This is a genomic window from Campylobacter concisus (genome assembly GCF_002092845.1).
Lineage (GTDB): Bacteria > Campylobacterota > Campylobacteria > Campylobacterales > Campylobacteraceae > Campylobacter_A > Campylobacter_A concisus_AQ.
In genome coordinates this window covers 76,764-97,230 of the sequence record NZ_LVXF01000023.1, presented here as the reverse complement: position 1 = coordinate 97,230, position 20,467 = coordinate 76,764, and the positions used below count along the sequence as shown (strand labels likewise).

The 20,467-nt window shown below is 35.6% G+C and carries 20 protein-coding genes; 10 read left to right on the top strand and 10 right to left on the bottom strand.

Features of this window, described 5'->3' with window-relative positions; genetic code table 11:
• Positions 1-57: 57 nt before the first annotated feature.
• The 9 genes from A3854_RS05540 to A3854_RS05500 all read right to left on the bottom strand — a co-directional run bounded on the left by A3854_RS05540 (position 58) and on the right by A3854_RS05500 (position 10,835).
• Positions 58-621 (bottom strand): MotE family protein, encoded by a 564-nt coding sequence (locus A3854_RS05540; protein ID WP_084041661.1) that lies wholly within the window; start codon positions 619-621, stop codon positions 58-60.
• On the bottom strand, positions 621-1,043 hold the full coding sequence (locus A3854_RS05535; RefSeq protein ID WP_084041660.1) for a flagellar export protein FliJ: 423 nt from the start codon (positions 1,041-1,043) through the stop codon (positions 621-623). Before A3854_RS05535 ends, A3854_RS05540 begins: the two co-directional genes overlap by 1 nt.
• Positions 1,040-2,290 carry an adenylosuccinate synthase gene (locus A3854_RS05530; RefSeq protein ID WP_084041659.1) on the bottom strand — a complete coding sequence of 417 codons (1,251 nt, stop codon included), beginning with the start codon at positions 2,288-2,290 and terminating at the stop codon, positions 1,040-1,042. Before A3854_RS05530 ends, A3854_RS05535 begins: the two co-directional genes overlap by 4 nt.
• Before the next feature lie 2 nt (positions 2,291-2,292).
• On the bottom strand, positions 2,293-3,159 hold the full coding sequence (locus A3854_RS05525) for an ATP phosphoribosyltransferase regulatory subunit (protein ID WP_084041658.1): 867 nt from the start codon (positions 3,157-3,159) through the stop codon (positions 2,293-2,295).
• On the bottom strand, positions 3,159-7,250 hold the full coding sequence (locus tag A3854_RS05520) for a diguanylate cyclase domain-containing protein (protein WP_084041657.1): 4,092 nt from the start codon (positions 7,248-7,250) through the stop codon (positions 3,159-3,161). The genes A3854_RS05525 and A3854_RS05520 overlap by 1 nt, the downstream gene beginning before the upstream one ends.
• A gap of 146 nt (positions 7,251-7,396) precedes the next feature.
• Positions 7,397-8,026: an NAD(P)H-dependent oxidoreductase gene (locus A3854_RS05515; RefSeq protein ID WP_084041656.1), complete on the bottom strand. Its 630-nt coding sequence runs from the start codon at positions 8,024-8,026 to the stop codon at positions 7,397-7,399.
• A gap of 92 nt (positions 8,027-8,118) precedes the next feature.
• Positions 8,119-9,141, bottom strand: coding sequence for a selenide, water dikinase SelD (selD, locus tag A3854_RS05510; protein ID WP_374057402.1), 1,023 nt, complete (start codon positions 9,139-9,141; stop codon positions 8,119-8,121).
• The gene (yedF, locus tag A3854_RS05505) at positions 9,138-9,737 is read right to left on the bottom strand and encodes a sulfurtransferase-like selenium metabolism protein YedF (RefSeq protein ID WP_084041655.1); all 600 of its coding nucleotides are present in this window, start codon (positions 9,735-9,737) and stop codon (positions 9,138-9,140) included. The genes selD and yedF overlap by 4 nt, the downstream gene beginning before the upstream one ends.
• Positions 9,738-9,887: 150 nt before the next feature.
• Positions 9,888-10,835, bottom strand: coding sequence for a formate dehydrogenase subunit gamma (locus A3854_RS05500; RefSeq protein WP_084041654.1), 948 nt, complete (start codon positions 10,833-10,835; stop codon positions 9,888-9,890).
• A gap of 532 nt (positions 10,836-11,367) precedes the next feature.
• On the opposite strand from A3854_RS05500, the gene A3854_RS09815 reads away from it, so the two are divergent.
• A complete protein-coding gene (locus A3854_RS09815; RefSeq protein WP_257639876.1) occupies positions 11,368-11,541 on the top strand; it encodes a hypothetical protein in 174 nt (57 codons plus the stop codon).
• A 57-nt stretch (positions 11,542-11,598) separates the two neighbouring features.
• Here A3854_RS09815 and nspC read toward each other — a convergent pair whose 3' ends face one another.
• Positions 11,599-12,738, bottom strand: a complete 1,140-nt coding sequence (nspC, locus tag A3854_RS05490; protein ID WP_084041653.1) for a carboxynorspermidine decarboxylase — start codon at positions 12,736-12,738, stop codon at positions 11,599-11,601.
• An 83-nt stretch (positions 12,739-12,821) separates the two neighbouring features.
• Here nspC and A3854_RS05485 point away from each other — a divergent pair, with 83 nt between their 5' ends.
• The 9 genes from A3854_RS05485 (at position 12,822) to A3854_RS05445 (ending at position 20,258) form a co-directional block, all read left to right on the top strand.
• Positions 12,822-13,043, top strand: a complete 222-nt coding sequence (locus tag A3854_RS05485; protein ID WP_084041652.1) for a MoaD/ThiS family protein — start codon at positions 12,822-12,824, stop codon at positions 13,041-13,043.
• 1 nt (position 13,044) lies between these two features.
• Positions 13,045-13,479: a molybdopterin synthase catalytic subunit gene (locus A3854_RS05480; RefSeq protein ID WP_084041651.1), complete on the top strand. Its 435-nt coding sequence runs from the start codon at positions 13,045-13,047 to the stop codon at positions 13,477-13,479.
• 11 nt (positions 13,480-13,490) lie between these two features.
• On the top strand, positions 13,491-13,952 hold the full coding sequence (locus tag A3854_RS05475) for a molybdate transport repressor (RefSeq protein WP_084041650.1): 462 nt from the start codon (positions 13,491-13,493) through the stop codon (positions 13,950-13,952).
• 242 nt (positions 13,953-14,194) lie between these two features.
• Entirely contained in the window at positions 14,195-16,042 is a 1,848-nt protein-coding gene (locus A3854_RS05470) for a TonB-dependent receptor domain-containing protein (RefSeq protein WP_084041649.1), read from the top strand.
• A gap of 11 nt (positions 16,043-16,053) precedes the next feature.
• Positions 16,054-17,019: an ABC transporter substrate-binding protein gene (locus tag A3854_RS05465; protein WP_084041648.1), complete on the top strand. Its 966-nt coding sequence runs from the start codon at positions 16,054-16,056 to the stop codon at positions 17,017-17,019.
• Positions 17,016-17,813, top strand: coding sequence for an ABC transporter permease (locus tag A3854_RS05460; RefSeq protein WP_054196111.1), 798 nt, complete (start codon positions 17,016-17,018; stop codon positions 17,811-17,813). Before A3854_RS05465 ends, A3854_RS05460 begins: the two co-directional genes overlap by 4 nt.
• Positions 17,813-18,502 (top strand): ABC transporter ATP-binding protein, encoded by a 690-nt coding sequence (locus A3854_RS05455; RefSeq protein WP_084041647.1) that lies wholly within the window; start codon positions 17,813-17,815, stop codon positions 18,500-18,502. Before A3854_RS05460 ends, A3854_RS05455 begins: the two co-directional genes overlap by 1 nt.
• On the top strand, positions 18,495-19,601 hold the full coding sequence (locus A3854_RS05450) for an NnrS family protein (protein WP_084041735.1): 1,107 nt from the start codon (positions 18,495-18,497) through the stop codon (positions 19,599-19,601). The genes A3854_RS05455 and A3854_RS05450 overlap by 8 nt, the downstream gene beginning before the upstream one ends.
• 111 nt (positions 19,602-19,712) lie before the next feature.
• Positions 19,713-20,258 carry a hypothetical protein gene (locus tag A3854_RS05445; protein WP_084041646.1) on the top strand — a complete coding sequence of 182 codons (546 nt, stop codon included), beginning with the start codon at positions 19,713-19,715 and terminating at the stop codon, positions 20,256-20,258.
• The last annotated feature ends 209 nt before the right edge of the window (positions 20,259-20,467 follow it).

Here is a 20,467-nt window from a genome sequence, read left to right as displayed (position 1 = left end):
GCTTTATATTTTGGTGTCTAAATTTTTTAAAATTTTGCTTGTTTGTGCAAAAATTTATTACTGAATATTTATGCTACCAGCTGGAGTTGGCATATCGCCTTTTTCATCAGCAAATGGTGGCCCTTTTTGAAGCAAAGTGGTGATCTCGGATGCTACTTTTGGATCCATTTTTGCCATTATAGTTGATATCTTTTTGGCATCAAGAGCATAAAGTATGGTGGCTGCGTTTGATCTAGGCATTTTAGAGAGCACCTCGGCCGCCGCGCCATCTTTCATCTTAGAATACGACTCATTGACTTTATCACTAGTCATTGTGCGAAGTTCTTTTAAAATTTTCTCATTTTTAGCGACCACTTCATCGATCTCTTTGCGTTTTTGCTCGATCACTTTCATTGTCGCATTTAGATCAGCTTCTTTTTTGGCAAGCTTTTTATTATTTTCTTCATAGGCTGCTGCTGAGCTTGCGCGAAATACCTCTAAAGCTTGGCGCTGTTCATCTATAATTTCAAGTTCCTTTGAAATTTCTTCTTTTCTGGCTTCAAAAATTTGCGTACAGTCAACTGGTACTTCAAAACAAAATGCAAAATTTAAAATAATGAAGAATAATAAAACCGCTCTCATTACAACTCACTCTTAGTTGTAAATTTTATCACCGCAAACTCATCAAGCGCAAGCGCTTCGGCTTTTTGTATGCGTTTTATCTCTTTTTTAAACTCTTCTTTTTCTAGATATTTCATCTTTTCGTACTCTAAATTTGCATTTTTATATTTATGTTCGTAATGCGAAACCTCTTTTTTAGCTATTTCAAGGCTCTCTTTGCAGGCATTTAACTCTTGCCTTGCTATCTTTATAAACTCTAAATTTTCCTTTAACTCGCCTATATTGCCACTTTTTGGCAAGCAAAATTCCTCAAGCCTTGCTCTTAAATGCACTAAATTTTCTTCAAAATTTCTTACATTAAGCCTGGCAACGGCAAGCTTTGCCTCTACCTTATCCATCTCTTGTTTTTTTACACGGACGATAGAGGTAAATTTGCTTTTCATCTAATGATCGTATCGCTCCTTTCAGGGCTTGTTGAGATGTAGCCGATCTTTACGCCAGTTAGCTCTTCTATTCGCTCGATATAAGCTCTTGCATTTGCTGGCAGATCTTCATATTTGCTTATGCCTTTTACGCTATCCCAGCCTGCAAGTTCTTCATAGATAGGAGTTGCATTTTCAAGATCTGTCGGCATATAATCGATAGTTTCGCCATTATATTGATAAGCTTTGCAAATTTTTACCACTTCAAATCCATCAAGTACATCAAGTTTCATGAGCGCATAAGTATCGACACCATCAAGCCTTGAAGCATATTTTACACTCACAGCATCAAACCAGCCACAACGTCTGCGGCGGCCTGTTGTTGTGCCAAATTCCTTGCCGATATCGCACATCTTATCGCCACTCGTGCCTTTATCTTCTGTTGGGAAAGGGCCAAAGCCAACACGAGTCGTATAGGCCTTTATGACGCCTATTACTTCACCGATTTCTTTTGGATTTAGTCCAAGCCCTGTACAAGCACCTGCGCTTATAGTATTTGAGCTAGTGACATAAGGGTATGTACCATGATCGATATCTAGGAGCGTGCCCTGAGCGCCTTCAAGTAATACCTTTTTATTTTCATCAAGTGCCTTCCACACTAGGTTTGTAGTATTTGCGATAAATGGAGCTAAAACCTCTTTATATCTTTTTAGCTCTTCAAGCAATTCATTCTCATTGGGAATTTTTACACCAAGTGCGTCAAATACGCATTTGTTTGTCTCAAAATCATGCATCAAAGCATCGCACAAACGTTCTGGCTCAAGTAGTTCGCCTACTCTGTGACCGCTTCTACTTATTTTATCAGCATAAGTTGGTCCAATACCTTTGCCAGTCGTACCGATAGCTTTTTCGCCTTTTAGTCTCTCTTTTGCTTGATCGATTTGGCTATGATAGCTTAGATTTAAATGTGCTTTATCGCTAATATAAAGCCTTCCCTCTAAATTTTCAAACTGAGCCATTTCAGTGATTAACACTTCTGGGCAAACAACAACGCCATTGCCAATGATGTTTATGATATTTTTATGCAAAATTCCACTTGGAACAAGATGCAAAGCATATCTAACGCCATCAACCCAGATCGTATGGCCGGCATTATGGCCGCCTTGTGAGCGACAGATCATGTCATAGTTTAGTCCTAGCATATCAACTATCTTGCCTTTGCCCTCATCACCCCATTGAACTCCAACTACTAAATCAGCCTTTCTCATTCTTACTTCCTTAAATTAATTTTTTCTTCTATCAATGCATCTGTATAAACAGCAAAACCACTATTTATTTTTCCGTCTATTTCGTAGCTTCCGCCACTTGCTATTATGCTGTTATTTCTTAAAAATCTAAAAAATAAACTATCGTAATATCTCATTTTCGAGTAATATAGCGGAACTATTCTTAAATTTTTATATTCTAAAGCACTGGCTAAATTTCTCAAATTTTCAAGCGGTTCTTTTAGTTTGCTTGGAGAAATTTTAATCACCTCATCCAGCTCATCAACTGACTTTAAAAGAGCAAGAGCACTTAGCCATGGAACATTTTGAGATAAAATTTTCTCCATTTGCCCATTTTCAAAAATTTCAATAGGCACACTTAAAATTTCACAAATCACTCTTGGAATTTGTATATTGCTCACTTGCAAAAATGTATCCATTTTTAGCTCATTAAGAAGCTTTGCTACGATATTTATGCTTTTTAAAACATCATTTTCACCGATTAGTTCGGCTCCGATTTGGTAAATTTCTTGACTTGGATAGCGAAAGACTGGCTGGATATAAAACCATCTTTTTGATTCGTTTGCCTTTAGCCTTCTAAGCACGATCCTTACAGTATCTACCGTGCTATCAGCTCTTAGACTTATTTCGTGATTTAGGCTATCGCTAAAACGCAAAAGATTTGTCGCATCTACACTTAAATGCTGGTGATATGAGAAAAATGGCGTTACGATCTCGCTAAAGCCTTCATTTTCTAAAATTTCACTAGCTTTTTGCTCGATCTGCCTCTTTAGCTTTGCGCTATTGGCAAAGTATAGTTTGCTTCCATTTGGGATTTCATGCTCATAAACATTTAAAGCATTTTCATTCATTATTTATTCGCTCCACTCAAATTTAGATCATTATCGCATAACAAAATTGCCTCATTAGCTAAATTTATTACGTTCTCTTTGTCTATTTTTACAAGGATCGTATCTAAAATTTCAGCTAATTTTTCATTTATTATTCTGATATCATCTACTTGATTTGCTATTTCGATTTTTAATTTTTCGCTTACTTTTTCATCGCATTTAAGCAAATTTATCAAACGAATCATAAGCTCTTTTGCACCTACTATTTTGCAAAGCATATTGTAGTTCTCATCATCTTGAAAATTTCTTACATTTAGCGGAGATGATAGAGCAAATTTAAATTTAAGCACATCATCCAGGCTAAGCTCTGGCGCAAAAAGCCGTCCTTGAAATCTACTAAAGCCAAATCCAACAAAAATTTCAAGCATGCTTTTATCTTCTAAATTTTTTATCATGACATCAAAATCAAATGTATCTGATACATACTTTATCATGCGTATGGTCTTTAGCGCTTCTACTGAATCAAAAATCTGTTTGCAAAATCTTTTATCTATGTTAAATCTATTTGTTTTTAACATGCCTAAAGCTTCTACCGAGCCTGAATAAGACGCAAAATCATCGAGCGAAAAGCTAACGCCTAGCTCCTTATAAGCATCGATATATCTAACAACATCATCTAAATTTACGCCACTTGCGGAGTCAACAATGTCTATGATTAGACCATTGGCGTCTAGCTGCTCATCTTCTAAAAGCTTTTTAAATTTCTCAAAAAACTCAGAAGTCATTAGCTTTTTAATGCATAAATTTACTCTAACTTTTGCATTTATTCCCTCTTTTAGCCACACAGCCCTAGCTTTTAAAGCATCTTTTAGTGTAAATAATGCGATAGCAACAACTGCTTTTGAGCCTTTTGCAAGTGGCAAGAAGTCTGATGGCCTTAATATCTTATCACCATTTTTCCATCTAATAAATGCCTCAAAGCTACTAACTTCCCCACTTTTTATATCAATCTCAGGCTGATAAAGCAAGAACATCTCGCCAGCATCGATAGCTTCAATGATCTTTGAGTCATCTCTATATTCATTTTTAAAGTACGTATCTTTTTTCGAATTAAATACATAATATTTATTTTTTCCATTAAGCTTTGCTTGATACATAGCCCAATCAGCTCTTTCAATTAGATCATCAACACTAAGTGCATCGCTACTTAAGCTAATGCCAATACTTACGCTAAGTTTTTTCTCATCATCAATAGAAATTTTACTCTGACCCACTCTTAAGATGTTTTCAGCAGTTTCGTAAATTTCTCCCAAATTTTCATAAGGCATAGCGCCTATAAACTCGTCTCCGCCTATTCTTGCAAATATTCCTTGTTTTGGGAAAATTTCATCTATTTTTTTTGAAATTTCTATTAGGATTTTATCGCCTACTTGATGTCCATATCCGTCATTTATCGATTTAAAGTTATCAAAATCAACATAAAATGCTGCTATTTTTAAGCTTTTTTTCGCTTGTTTTAGCAGATTTTCTAGCTTATTAAAAAGTAAAAATCTATTTGGTAGTCCAGTCAGCGTATCGTGATACGCGATAAATTCGAGATACTCTTTATTGTAGCAGTCATCATTTGCACTTGAAGCTAACAAAATATATCCCTCTTGATCGCCAAACGCGTTTAAAAGCTTACTTATACTTATGACTTCGAGTCTATTTTTGCTTCGAACATCATGAATAAGACCTTGCCAAAAGCCAGTTATTTTAAGTGAATTTAAAATTTCATCTTTAATATCTTTTAGTCCGTTTTTAAAATTTATTATATCTTTTGAGTAAATTTTCTCTATAAAATTTTTATCTCTAGAAATGTTAAGCGTATCGAAAAAAGCGTCATTAGCATCTATGATCCTAAACTCATCATCAAGCATAATAATTTGCTCTTTTGCGTATGAGAAAATTTTTGCTAAAAGGTCTTGATAAGAAAAAAAGTTATTTTGCACACTAAGATCTTGCATTGTGCCTTTTATGACGCTTGCTTCACCATCATAAAAAGCTATTGCTTTTGCTCTAATCCTTACATAAATAATCTCTTTATCAGCCCTATAAAAACGCACTTCGCCATCATATACTTCACCTTTTTTTATAAGGTCAAAAAAGTCCTTAAAGCTTACAAATTCATCTACAAATATAGTTTTTGCACGTTCAAAATTTATACTCATATCTCCATTTAATGCATATCCGAGCGACTTGGCGATAGCATTTGGGATATAAAGGGTGTCGCTTTTTTTATCCCACGAAAAAACAAGTGCTTGGCTTGCCCAAAGTATGCTTTGAAAATATTTTAATTCAGCATCATATTTTTCTTGCAACTTTGCTATATCACTTAAGTCATTAAAAAAGTAGATGATTTTTTGCTCTTTGTCAGCACCATTATCTATAAATTTTACTTTTATTTTAAATGGCGTTTTGTTGTTTTCATTTGTTTGCATATTGGCTACGAGATTTATCTCGCTATTTTTGCTACCTTTTTCAAAGAATTTTTTAGATTCATTAGAAACATTTACAGCAAACTCATCTAAACTTTCAGGACTTATTAGATCTTTTAAATTTATAAGCTTCTTATCTTGTGGGACTTTAAAGACACTATCGATATTTTGCGTACTTCTTACGATAGAAAATGGATCGCTGCTTAAAGCTTCTGCTATTACATTTGGCGATAAAAACGAATAATCATTTATTGCTTCGTTATCCTTTTTCGTAAATTTTCCATCGTCAAGCTCGTGTATAAGCATAAAATTTAGCCTAGAATCCCTTAGTTCAATCTGCGACTCTTGTAAAAATCCCTCTTTAGTGCCGCCATCTTTTGTTTTTAGCTTGATTTTAAAACTCATATCGCTATTTTGAGCATCTTGTTTCATTTGCATAAACAATACAAAATCGTCATCTATTAAATCATTTAAATTTAGCTCTATAATCTCATCTTTTGTGTAGCCAACAGAAGATAAAAATGCATTACTAGCATCAATAATATCGCCAGTATAAGCATCATAAACTACTATTTTCAAAAAGCTCTGCTCAAAAATATAGCCAAATCTACTTTTGTATTCTTCTAGCCCATCAGTTGCTTTTTTGGCTTCTATCTTTAGCTTGTTTATTCCATTTTTTATATCTTCAAATTCTGTTACATTAAGGCTTCGTTTTATCTCGTATTCATCACCATCTAAAGTATCTCTTACCTCTTTTAAAGCTGGCATTATTCTATTTTTTACAAATTTTACATCTCTAACCCATAAAAATATGGAAGATATAAAACAAAAGATCGATAGCCAAAATAACACAAACTGCATAAAGATATGAAAATGTTTCGTTGAAGCGGTAATAACAAAAATTTTATACTCTGGCATATAGCTTATGAGATAAAAGCCCATATGGCTTAAAGAAAATATTATTTTATCCTCTTTAAACTCATCGCCAAGACTCACATAAGGCAAAAACATCGATTCATCAAATTTTTTATAAAACTCATCTCTTGATAAATTTCCATATTTATCTACCAGATAAGCATAAGTTTTACTTTTATCATCGTAATCTACATTAGTGTAGTTTTGCAAAAATTTTATATCAATTTGAACTAAAATGCTGCCTCCATTTTTTAGTCCATAAGATGCATAAATATCTCTAAAACGATTGTTTTTATAAACTCGATCTGATACTGTAAATTTCCCGGCATATGTCTCATTTAAACTAAGCTGAGATAGATCCTTTTCGGCTATGTCATCAGCACCTAAAAATCTCTTTGAATAGATTAAATTTCTATTTTTATCAAAAACGTAAAAAGCTATATAAAGATCGTTTTTTGTTGAATTTTTATCAAATAGTATATCACTAAGACCTGCTTCAACCATTTTTGACTTTAAAAATAGATCGTTTTTTATTATAAAAAAGCTATTTGAGATTGATGATTTTATATTTGAATTTGTTGAGCTAAGATCATATTTTATATCGTTCGTGCCGGCACAAACTACAAATAATGCTAAAAATATAAATGAGAGTAGAAGTAAAATAGCCTTTATATAAAACATTTTTACTATTTGAAGGCTGGTTTTTTGTTTCTCAAGCACGATAGACACCTCATTAGTTTAGGTTTTGGCTCTGATTTTATCCCATTTTTACTTGATTTGGGTTTATAAAGGCAAGTATTTATTTAGAATTTATTGATTTATTTAAAATTGAGCCAAAAATTTATTTAAAATTTGGCTCAAATATCTTAATAGATCCAAGTAACGATATCAGAAATTTCTCTGCGAAGTTTTTTTGGTTGTGGATTTAGGCGGTAGCCAAATGGCACCATGATGGCCAATCTTTGAAAGCTCTCATCAAGCCCCAAAAGTTCATTTAAAGCGTGTCTGTCAAAGCCTTCTATCGGGCAACTATCAATGCCCAAACTCGCAGCTGCATTCATCATATTTGTGGCGATTATCATGCATTGCTCATGTGACCACTGAAATGTTAGCTCATCATCGTTTTTAAAATTTGCTAGCAAAAAGTCATGGTAAAATTTTTGCCTTGCAGCAATGGCTTCAGGATCTTTATTGGTATTTCTAGCGATCATTTTATTAACGTATGCGCTTCCAAATTTTACCTCTTTGATCTTAGCTAAAACGACAACTAAATGCGAGCAAGATGTGATTTGTGCTTGATTCCATGAAAGAGCTTTTATTTTTTCTCTAAGCTCTTTATTTTGAACGACTAAGATATCCCACTGCTCAAGGCCAGTTGAGCTAGGGCTTAATCTACCAGCTTCTAGTATAAAATCAAACTCTCCAGCACTGATTTTTTTGCTTTTGTCAAAAACCTTGCAAGCATGACGAAATTTTAAAATTTCAAGATAATTCATCATCTCTCCTTTGTAGTTTTTGAAATTATAGAATGGTTAAGTAAATTAAAAGATTTCACTAACGCAATGGATAGCATGCTATTTTTAAAAATTTATCTTAAAAATATACCAAACTCGCTCTTTGACACCGCGGAGCCAACAATAGCTGAACTTTCATAGCCTACTTCTTTTAAGCGTTTTACTGCAAGCATCGCGTCCTTTTCACCAACTGCGAGCAAAAGCCCACCTGAAGTTTGTGCGTCAAATAGCAAAATATCAGCTTCTTTGTCTACAAAATGCTTTGCAAATTCGCGGTTTTTATAGCTTCCCTCTGGAATTATGCCCATATCTGCAAATTCCTTTGCACTTGCAATGATTGGCACGTTTTTTTCATAAATTTCAAAACTGATCTTTTCATTTAGCATTTCGCTTAAATGTCCCAAAAAGCCAAATCCAGTCACATCAGTAGCGCCGTAGACTTTGATGTCATCAAGTGCCTTTAATGCATAAAAATTTAGCTGTGCCATGATAGTTGCAGCCTCTTTTATCTGCTCCATGCTTAATAAATCAGCCTTTATTGCTGTGCTTAAAATGCCGCTTCCAAGGGGCTTTGTAAGTATCAAAACATTGCCATTTATGGCAGTATTATTTGCCCAAAATTTATCAGGATGAACCCTTCCAGTGACGCTAAGCCCATAATACATCTGCTGTGTCTCGATCGTATGCCCGCCAACAATAATGCCACCACACTCTTTTACTTTATCGGCTCCGCCTTGCAAAATTTCACCTAAAATTTCAGGTGCCAAGTTGCAGCTATCAAAACCCACGATATTTAGAGCATTTATCACCTCGCCACCCATTGCAAAGACGTCGCTTAGGCTATTTGCGGCAGCGATTTGTCCGTAGATAAATGGATCGTTTACCACAGGCGTTATAAAATCAAGCGTTTGAACAAGTGCAAGATCACTTGAAATTTTAAAGACACTCGCATCCTCGTTAGAATTGGTGCTTGAGAGCAGATTTGGATGAGATAAATTTAAACTACTAATCGTTTTGTTTAGACCCGACGGGTCAAGCTTAGCAGCTCAACCAGCGGCTCTAACGAACTGCGTAAGCTTTTTGTCGTGGTAGATCATAATTTGATTTGCTCGTGAGTTGAGAGTATGTCGATGATCTCATAAGCATTTGAAATTTCGCCAATCGCAAGATCGCTTACTAGCTTATAAGCCTCCAAGCAGCTTCCGCAGCTTAAAATTTTAACACCAGCAGCTTCAAGATCTTTAAGCGGCTTAAAGCTTGGGTGTGAGCGGTTTGTAGTCATCTTTACAGCGTTATTTACGCAGATTATTATCTTTGGTTTTTTCTCAACTTGAAGAAATGCTCCTAAGAATTTTGATAGTAAATTTATTCCTACTTCGCCACTTCCCGCGCGCTCTTCATTCAGATAGAGTACTTTATTATTTTTTGGTGTTATGTCGCAGACAAACTCATCAAAATTTGTAAGCTCAAGCGCATTTTTGCCTTTTGTAGCTAAAATTTTAGTTTCGTTGCCATTGCTTTCGAGGCTAAAGTTTATATTTTGATTTTTTAAAAATCTTGAAATATTTTCTTTTGGGGCTAGTGCATTTACCAAAATTTCTAAGCTTTCGCCTTCACTTAAACTATCAAGTGCGTTTTTAGTCATGATGACTGGTTTTGGGCACTCTAAATTTCTACAATCAATTGTTGTCATGATTTTTCCTTTTACAATTAGTATTTCAAACCTTGAAACTAGTTTGGATTATAGCCAAAAAAATATTAATTATTTTAAAAATTTTAATGTATAAATTTGAGATAAAAGAGAGCTTTGACCTTGCTACTAGCAAGGTCAAAGTGAAATTAATTATTTTAAATTTGTATAAGACTTTTCATAATCAGATACTGGAATTTTATTCTCTCTAACGAGCTCTTGGTACCAGTAGTGATGAAGAACATAAACTTCTTCTTCCTCTTTATATCCAGTAATCATTGACCAAATAGCACCATGAATAGCAATAGCTGCCATATAAATATGAACTAAGAAAAATACTGCACATGCGATGCCAAGACAATTATGGATAATTACGCTGTATCTTAAAAGATCAATTTGTGTAAGACCAAACCAAGAAGCAACCGCTGGCTCTTTGAAGTCCGTAAAATACATAATCGCACCAGTAATTATCATAACGATACCACCAGGGATAGCGATCCAGTACCATGCTTTTTGACCAGCATTAAATTTACCAGCTGGAACAGGTCTCTTTTTCTTTGATAAATAGCCACCAACTATCATCATCCATCTTACATCATAAATTGCCGGAAGCATTCTCTTTGTCCAGGTAAATAACATAGGAAGCACAGAAACAGCAAATATCACAGTTGCTGTATCGTGCAAGTATCTACAGAAACGCACAAATGTTCCACCGCCAAGCTCTGCACCCCACATAATGATGATACCAGTTGGCACTAAAATGATCCATGAGATCGCTGCCAAACCATGAGCTATACGTATGATCAATGAAAAAGCAAATACCTTTTTACCATCATGACTAAAATGTTTTGGTCCAATGATTAAAAAGTGTAATGCAAATGCTCCAATAACAGCCAAAATGATAGAAAGTGCTGCTATTGCGAAGTAATCATTACCTTGGATAAAAGTAAATATCGGTCCCAAACCTTGTTCGTATGGCTTGATATTTTCTATCCTTTCAGCCGCCCAAATGGCACTATTATATTGATTGACGCCAGTTGGTCCTTGAGTTGCCATTGCTGTTACAAATAATGTAAAAAGCAGAGTAAGAATTCTCGTCATTGTAGTCCTTTATGAGTTTGAGCTTAAACAATTTAAGTATTGGTTAAATACGTTAAATCGCATAGCTACGCTATTTTGGTCGATATTATATCAGAGCTAATCACAAGCAAACCTTAGCAAAAAAGATTACTAAAAAATTTATAAAAAATATTTAAGCTTTATTAATTTTTATAAGAATATTAAATCTAAATTCATCCTATTTTATAGTTAAAAATTATTTCAGATTTTGCTTTTAAAATTTAAACGAGAACACCAAAGATTTTTAAAATTTCTATCCAAAAAGCAGAGAAATAAACCTCTTTTATCTTTTTAATGATTATGAGGCGCTTGATCTAATGGCAACGAGTTTATATCGTATCTTAAAAAGTATATTCTGGCTTCAAATTTTTGCCTTAGTCTCTACACTGGCTCAGCCTTGCTAGCTCGCACTGGAGTGCTTGACGGCTTAAAGGCTACCTCAAATAAAAGATCACTTGGGTCGATGAAAGGATAAGGCGAGGCGGTAAAATGGCAAGAGCGCGCCAGATGGGTGATGGCAGGTAAATTTTACACAGCTTTAGGCGTGGCTGCTGGCATGGATATGGCGCTTGGTTTTATTAGCGATCATTTTGGCAAGGAGCTAGCCCAAAAGATCGCAAACGAGACTGAATACAACTGGCAAAAAAGCTCAAAGATAGACAAATTTGCCAAAAATTATGGATACTAATCCGTGTAGAAAAATTCTCAGTATTTAGCAGCCAAAAGTTAGCCAAAATACTAATGATTAGTTTCTGCGCCTATACTCTTCGTATCCAAATTCACGGATCATCTTAATCTCGCCATTTTCTTTTAAAAGCACCAAATCAGGCAGTTTTATGCCGTTAAATGTCGTGTTTTTCACGATCGTGTAATGGATTTGATCTTCAAAGATGACGCGGTCACCGATTTTTAGCTCACTATCAAATTTATACTCCGCATCGCCCGCTTCAAGTCCTACTATATCACCTGCTAGGCAGGTATTGCCGCCAAATCTATAAGTAAATTTGCCATTTTTACTCTCGCCTCTAACAGCTGGGCGGTAAGGCATGAGCACGGTATCTGGCATGTGCGCCTCGGCCGAGGTGTCAAGGATGGCAATATCTTTCTCGTTATACACGATGTCAAGCACGCTGCTTATCAAAAAGCCAGTCTGCCAGCCCACAGCCTCACCAGGCTCCAGATAGACCTCTACGCCGTACTTCTCACGAAAGCGCCTAACTATCTTTATAAGTAGCTCCACATCGTAATCAGCCCTCGTGATGTGATGTCCTCCGCCCATGTTTATCCATTTCATCTTTGGGATAAACTCGCCAAATTTCTCCTCAAATGCCTCTAGCACAGTCTGCAAGCTACTCGCACTCTCCTCGCAAAGCGCGTGAAAATGAAGCCCACTAATACCATCAAGAAGCTCAGGTTTAAAATTTGCTCTCGTGATGCCAAGTCTACTAAATTTACCGCATGGGTTGTAGCTATCAGTCGGTGCTAGCGAGACCTCTGGATTTACGCGCAGGCCGCAGATGATGCCATTTTGCAGGGCAATGCCTTTAAATTTTTGCCACTGAGCAAAAGAGTTAAATGTGATATGCTTTGAAATTTTTAAAATTTCATCAAAATCCTCGTCCTTAAAGGCTGGACTATAAGTATGAATCTCGCCTTTTACGTATTCGTTTGCAAATTTTGCCTCATGAAGCCCACTGCAAGTCGCACCGTCAAGATAAGAGCCAACCATATCCATCACTCCGCTAAACGCAAAGCCTTTAAGAGCTACTAAAATTTTAGCCCCACTTTGCTCTTTTACATACTTTAAAAGCTCTAAATTTTTACGTACTTTTGCCTCTTCACAAACGTAGGCTGGGGTTTTTATGCTCTTTAAAATTTCGTTCATTTTTACTCGCTTTTTAAATTTTTAAATAAGTATATCTAAATTTATTTTTAAGTAAAATCAGCAAAAATCTCAAAGGATAAAACGTGATAGAGATCGAATTTCTTGGGCCTATCGGGCTTGAAAATATAAAAGTAGAAGCAAAAAATTTAGGCGAAGTAAAAGCGGCTTTAAGCAAGAAAGAAGAGCTTAAAAAATGGCTAAATATCTGTGCGGTTGCCGTAAATGACGAGATCGTAAGCGATATAAATTTTGCTCTTAAATCAGGCGATAAAATTTCTATTTTGCCACCAGTTTGTGGGGGCTAAGATGCAAATTTATAATGGAAGTTTGGATGTTCAAAGCATCACAAACGAGTGGTATGAACGCTTTAAGGATAAAAACTGCGGTGCGCTCATCACTTTTGTTGGAATCGTAAGAGAAGAAGGCGGTATTTCGGCGCTTAGCTTTGATATCTATGAGCCAATACTTAAAAAATGGCTAGATGCTTGGCAGGAGCGAGCCAAAAAAGAAAATGCCTACGTACTCTTTGCTCACTCAAAAGGCGATGTGGCAGTGCATACGAGCTCATATGTAGCAGGCATTGTGAGCCCTCAAAGAAAAGTTGCTTTAAGGCTTATAAACGAATTTGTCGAGGACTTTAAGGCCAATGCACCGATCTGGAAATATGACGTAATAAATGGCGAGAGAATTTATGCGAAAGAGCGCAGCCAAGCGATAAATGGTGCTGGAATTTTAGCTTAAAAGGAAAAGTGATGATAACAAAAGAGAGTAAAAAAGATGTTTTTTGGGCGCTTGCATTTGGGCTTGGACTTTTTATATTTAGCATCATTGGCTACTTTTATCTAGCTCTTGGCACGCCGTCTCTTTTTGGTGTCATCATTGGCGCTCTCTCAGTGTTCTTTTGTGTTAGAAAAATTTTACAGAATAACTTTTTACGTATTGAAGATGATGGATTTATCATCACTAAAGGCTCAAAAAGCATTAAATTTTACTTTAAGGACATCGACAAAATCGCCATTAAAAGCTTTGGCGATAAGAAAAAAGTTGAAACTTTGAGTGTAAAATTTAAGAAAAACCGTCTTGATAGAGATGCTTGCTTTGGGTTAGTGCAACCACTAGGTGATGATTTGATCATCATTTTTGATAAATATGAACTCTCAAAATTTACCATTTCAAAAGAGCTAAGAGATAGGCTTAATAATTTTAGAGCATAATTAAATCAACCTATGATCTAAAAATTTTTATATAACAATTATCAAAATTTTATACATTTTTCACATTAAATTTACTCCGTTTAGCTACTCTTACAAAAATAAAATTAAGCATTTTATCTACACTAAGTTCGTAAATGTGGATTAGAAATTTAAAAGATGACTTACATCAACTTTTATAAAGGGTTTTGCTACTACAATTCTGATAAAAGAAATCATAATTATATCTTTAAAAAGGAGTTTACATGAGGCCCATTTTAAGCCTAGCAGTTCTTTCATCACTGCTTCTAGCAAATGAAGCAAATTTAGACGTTATAAAGCCTATTAGAGAATTTGTACCGCCACCAGTCATCACGCCAAACGTTGCACAAAGTGCCTTTGTAGAAAATCAGTTTGACCGCACTCAAAGAAGCGAATATCCATTTGTTACAAATTTGCTTGATAACTCAGCTGATATGTTTCATATTTCGGCTGGAATGTATGGCAAAAGTTTTTACAATTCATCGCTTTTTAAATATCGTGGTGCAAATTTTTATACCATTTTAAATGCAAATTTCACCAAAGCAAATAATTATAAAGATGGCAGTGGCAAAAGATGGGACTATGGCTACAACAGACAAGGCCAAAGCGCTATCTTAGGTTTTGTGCCAAATGAGCTTAGCGAGCTTAGGCTTACGTTTTTAAGGGATAATATCGATAAAGACAAGCAGCCAGAGCACGAGATGGACGCTTTTAAAACGACAAGAAAAGTTGGCAAGCTAAATATTAGATTAGGCGAAGAAGATCTTTCAAATACGCTAAATTTTGAATTTGTCCTAAAAAAAGTTGAGCGAAAAGCTGATAATTTTCATCTAAGAGATGCCAATCAAAATGTAAAAGTGGATTTAAAGAGAAATATATTTGAGACAAATCTAAAATATGACGCTGACTTTGCAAGCTTTCACAATCAAATAGGCGCTGGCTTTGAAAAAGATAAACATGACGGCAAAAGATACATGAAGCAAGGCAACAACTGGGTCTTTAACGGATACAGATTTGCTGATGTTAGAAATGATAAATTTATGCTTTTTGACACACTTGCTTATAAATTTAATGAAGCTAACGAGGCCTCGCTAGCTCTAAAATACGAAGAGCAAAGAAGCAAGCTTAATGGGCTTGATACTAAATATTTTGCACCAAATCCAATTAGCACCACTCGCGGACTACTTCGTCAAATTTATGGTGAGGACGTAAGCGATAAGATCAAAAAAGACGCTTTTAGTGCAAGCCTAAAATATAAATTTACACCAAACGATAAGGATAGCTACTTTGCAAAGCTTGAGAGCTTATCTCGCTTGCCAAGTAATATGGAGCGTTTTAACGCACTTTATGGTCCAGACGATAAAGGCTGGATAGCAAATCCGAATTTAGAGCCAGAAAGACACAATAGAGCGGTTCTTGGCTTTAAATTTGGTAGCGAGTTTTATAAAGAATACCTAAACTCGCTTCAAAACAAAGATGCTTTTAGCTTTGGAGGACATTTCATCGCTGATAGCGTTAAAAATTTGATTATTTTTGATAGACGCCACTCAAAAGCTGCGATGCAACTAAATAAAAATGCCGTCATCTCAAGAAACGTTGATGCAACGCTTTATAGTGTAAATTTCAATACAGAATATAGCTTTGCAAGGCACTTTGGCTTAAAAAGCTCACTTTACTACAACTACGGACAAAACAAAACCGATGGCAGGCCGCTTTATCAAATAAGGCCTTTTGAGGCAAATTTTGCATTTGACTACAAAGACTATGCAAGCTTTGGCAGCTATAATCTTGGCACTGCGCTAAGGCTAGTTTCAAAGCAAACTAGAGGCGATTTTAGCAAGCAAAATGGCCTAGGTATCGATAAAAAAGAGGCCGCAAAAGGATTTGGCTTGCTCGATCTTTATGGCGGCGTAGAGTTTAAAAATAAAGTTGGCATAAGATTTGGCGTAGCAAATTTATTTGACAAAGATTATGCAGAATTTATCAGCGGCGATCACGTGGCAGCACTTGATCCGGTAGTCGTTCATGCCCCTGGCAGGACATTTTTCATTAGCTTTCACAGCAGTTTTTAAAGGAGAAAAAGATGTTAGATAGAAGAAAATTTTTAGGACTTAGCACAGCTTTAGGCGTTAGCGCATTTGCACCAAATTTATTTGCAAAAGAGAGCTTTACTATGTGGGGCGCGCCGGCGATTCCAAGCGTTATCATAGCAGTTGCTGCATTGCAAGGCGAGTTAAATAAAACTTATGATGTAAGCCTAAATATCTGGAAAACACCAGATCAACTTCGTGCAGGCGTAGCTAGTGGAGATATCAAAGTCACGATGTCGCCATCAAATGTCGCAGCAAATTTAAGAAATCAAGGGCTTGATTTTGCGATGTTAAATTTACTGACACTTGGCGTTATGAACGCTATGGTTAAGGATGAAAAGATCAAAAATTTAGAAGATTTTGTAGGCAAAAAGCTTATCATGCCATTTCGAGGCGATATGCCTGATCTTGTCCTAAGGGCACTTTGCAAGAAGCGAGGCATAGACGTTAGCAAAATAGACATCACCTATACAGCAACGCCGCCTGAAGCTCTGCTTTTATTTTTACAAAAAGATTTTGACATTTTAATAGTCCCACAACCTCTTGGCGAAGCGACTATTTTGCGCGGTAAAAAAGCAGGCGTTAGCGTGCATTACTCAGTTGATTTTCCAAAAATTTGGGGTGAGAGCTTTGGTACAAAACCGATAATCCCAATGGCTGGCATTATCGTAGAAAGAGGCTTTTACGAGAAAAACTTAAATCTATTTGATATGCTTCATAGCGATCTTAAAAATGCACTTTCATGGATACTTGAGAACAAACAAAGTGCAGCAAAGATTGGCTCGAGCTACTTGCCAGCTCCAGAAGTAGCGCTTGCAAATGCTTTTGATAAGGCAAATCTAACAGTAACAAAAGCAAATGAACTGCAAAATGAGATCATGGCGTTTTTTGAAGAAATTTATCAGTTTAATCCAAAATTTCTAGGCGGCAAGATGCCAGATAAAGGTCTATTTTTATGATACTAATTGATGGTATCAAAAAAGATCGCTCAAGCTTTTTAAAAATAATTGACTATTTTTGGGGCGGATTTAGCGGATTTGCCGTAGTTTTTTTGATCTTAGCTATTTGGCAAGTGGGAAGCGAGTTTAGCTCCCCACTCCTACTTCCGCCACCAAAAGATGTATTTTTAAAAGCCTGTGAAATTTTAAAAGATTATAAAAACAGCGAGATAAATATAACGCTTTGCAGATCACTGATCGGAGTTTGCTCGGCAACATTTTTTGGTATATTTTTAGGGCTAATAGCAGGTAGCTTTAAAAGTTTTGCAGCCTTTTTAAAGCCTGTTATCACCTTGCTTTTGTCAATGCCACCGATTATTTGGATAGTGCTTGCTATTTTTTGGTTTGGATTTGGAAATTTTAGCACCGTTTTTACTATCTTTATAACCGTTTTACCACTTACTTTTGCAAGCTCAGCAGTTGCTATGAGTAGCGTAGATGAGGAGCTAAAAGAGATGTTTGACGCTTATAATCTAGGAATTTTAAAAAAGATAAGACACCTTTATATCCCGCATCTTACAAGCTACATAATAAGCTCTATTAGCGTAGCTGTCGCAATGGGTGTAAAGATAGTCATAATGGCTGAGCTACTAGGTGCAAATAACGGCATGGGAGCAAAGATAGCAAATGCAAGGGCAATGCTTGAAACAACCGAGGTAATGGCGTATGTTCTTTTAAGCATCACTCTTATCATGCTTTTTGAATACCTTATCATCGAGCCACTAAAAATAGCTTTGATGCCTTGGAGAAGATGATGCTTGAGCTTAAAAATGTAGAGTATGAAATTTTAAGAGATAAGGTCGTAAGGAATTTTAGCCTAAATGTAAAAAGTGGAGAGGTAGTGACGCTTTTTGGGCCATCAGGATGTGGCAAGACGACGATACTTCGGCTTATTAGCGGACTAAATGAGCCTAGAAAAGGAAAAATTTTTAATAACTTTAAAAAGACTACATACTTTTTTCAAGAAAATCGCCTGCTAACATGGAAAAATGCTCTTGAAAATGTGCTTTTAGTTATGGATAAACCAGACATTAACGCTGTTTTAGAGCTTTTTAAAAAGGTTGGGTTAAGCCAAAAGGACACTTTAAAATACCCAAATGAGCTAAGTGGCGGTATGAGGCAAAGAGTCGCTTTTGTAAGAGCAGTCGTGACAAAGCCTAATCTACTTTTGATGGATGAGCCTTTTTCTGGGCTTGATTATGATATGAAAGAAATTTTGATCGATATCATTAGCCAAAGAGTAAGCGAAGGTATGAGCGTAGTTCTCGTCACGCACGATAGAATGGAGGCTGTAAAGATGTCAAATAGAATTTATTTCCTATCAAGTAAAGGTGCAGTCATACAAAGAGAACTTGAAATAGACAAAGATTTCAAAGAGCGTGATTTTACGTTTATTAGCAAGATGATAGATGAAAATTTCAAAGGGCAAGTTTATTATGATTAATAACTTTTTTACTCATCCTATGAGAATATTTTTCTTAATGAGTGCCGCCTGTGCGGTGCTTGGTGCTAGTGTGTTTTTTACTCCAACTGATTTTGTGAGTTTGCATAAATTTATATTTTTGCAACTTTTTTTAGCGCTTGCTTATGCTGGATTTTTGCTAACTGGATTAACTGATTGGACAAATTTTCAAGCATCTTTAAAAATACACGCCTATATATTGTTTTCACTCTTTTTTACAAGCTTTATCTTGGCACTTTTTAGCCTATTTTTAGCACACTGCTTTATCGCTCTTTTTTGGCTTTACTTGGTTTTGCTTTGTGTTTATATGATCTGGCGAGATAAAAATGATGATCAATTTGGCGTACTTGGCTTTTTATTTGGCATTTTAAGCTTTGAAATTTATTATCTAATAAGTGGCAATGAAAAATTTCTAAATTTACAAGTTTTTATCCACGTGATCGCTATCTTACTCATCTCCTACCGCGTTAGTGTCGTACTTGGAAAAGAAGCGTTAAAAAGAGAAGAAGGCATGGATGAAGCTATTTTTGTGCCAAATTTTATCTATAAAAATATCGCTATCTGCTGCGTTTGTGCTTTTTTGCTTTTAAATATATTTTTTGAGGAAAGCATGGGTGTCTATTATGCCGCGATAGCTTGCGGAAGTGTGGTACTTGCAAAGCTTAAAGAGTGGCACTATAAAGAGCTTTTTAGGCATAGTTTTGTACTTTTATACTATTTTATGCAACTATTTTTAGCAGTTGGATTTTTAGGTATCGGCTTTAGCGGCATTTTTGGGCTCCATCTTGAAACAAATTTTATGCATCTAATAGCGATAAATGCGGTAATTTTTAGCGTGATGCTTATATTTAATGTCGCAGGACTTCGTCACAGCGGGCAAGAGCTTGAGTTTTTACGCCTTAGTAAAATTGCTTTTATTTTAGTTCTTTTAGCTGGCGTTAGTAGAGGAATTTTAGCTTATTTTTGGAGTGGCTTTTATATTCATTTACCAGCAACACTCATAGCAATCGCTTTTGTTTTTTGGCTCATAAATTTTTATGCAATCTTTAGGGATAACGATTTTAGCGATGATCCAGAGTAAGAAGCTATTAAAAATTTATTCATTAATTAAAAAGGGATTTTAAGTCTTTTTTGAAGTAAGTGGGTATATAATTTGCGATATTTATTATCAATATTATAAAAAGGATTCTTTATGAACAAACTTACTTCTGTTGCTTTAGCAGCTTCATTTTTTGCAGTTTCAGCTCTTGCATTTAGCGTAGAAGGTGAACCAAAGGTAACATTTACTGGTTACAAGCTAGCAAATAAAACAGCCGTACCAGGTACTTTTAAAACGATAAATTTTAAAAGTCAAGAAAATGCAAATTTTGCTGATTTTTTAAAGAGCTTTGAATTTAAGCTTGAGCCAAAAGATATCGACACAAAGCTGCCTGACCGCGATAAAAGGATTGGCATTATTTTCGATGGCAAGGCAGTAGATGGCAAGATCGTAGCAGTAAATGGCGATGATAAAGCCGGAGAAATGGATGTTGAGCTTGGCATAAATGGCAATTCAAAAATTTTTAAAACAAAATATGAAGTGCAAAATGGCAAGCTAATGGCAAAATTTTCGGTCGATCTTGTAAATGATTTGAAGCTAAATGAGAGCTTTGATAAATTTGCCGCTGCCGCCAAACCATTTCACGGTGGAAAGAGCTATCCAGATGTAGATGTTGGCTTTGAAGCGGTGATAAAATAACTTTCAATTTCGGCGCCAGTAAGTTAGCTTGCGCCGAAGTTACCTCTTTATCCTAGTTTCTTATTCTGTGATACCGAAAAATCGAAGATGACGGATTTTTCATACAAAAGGGCGGCAAGAATACGAAATTTTATTTTAAATATATAGACGAGGCATCCCCGAGATAGACGCCAAACGCAGAATTAGTGTTTTTAATATAAAATTTAAAA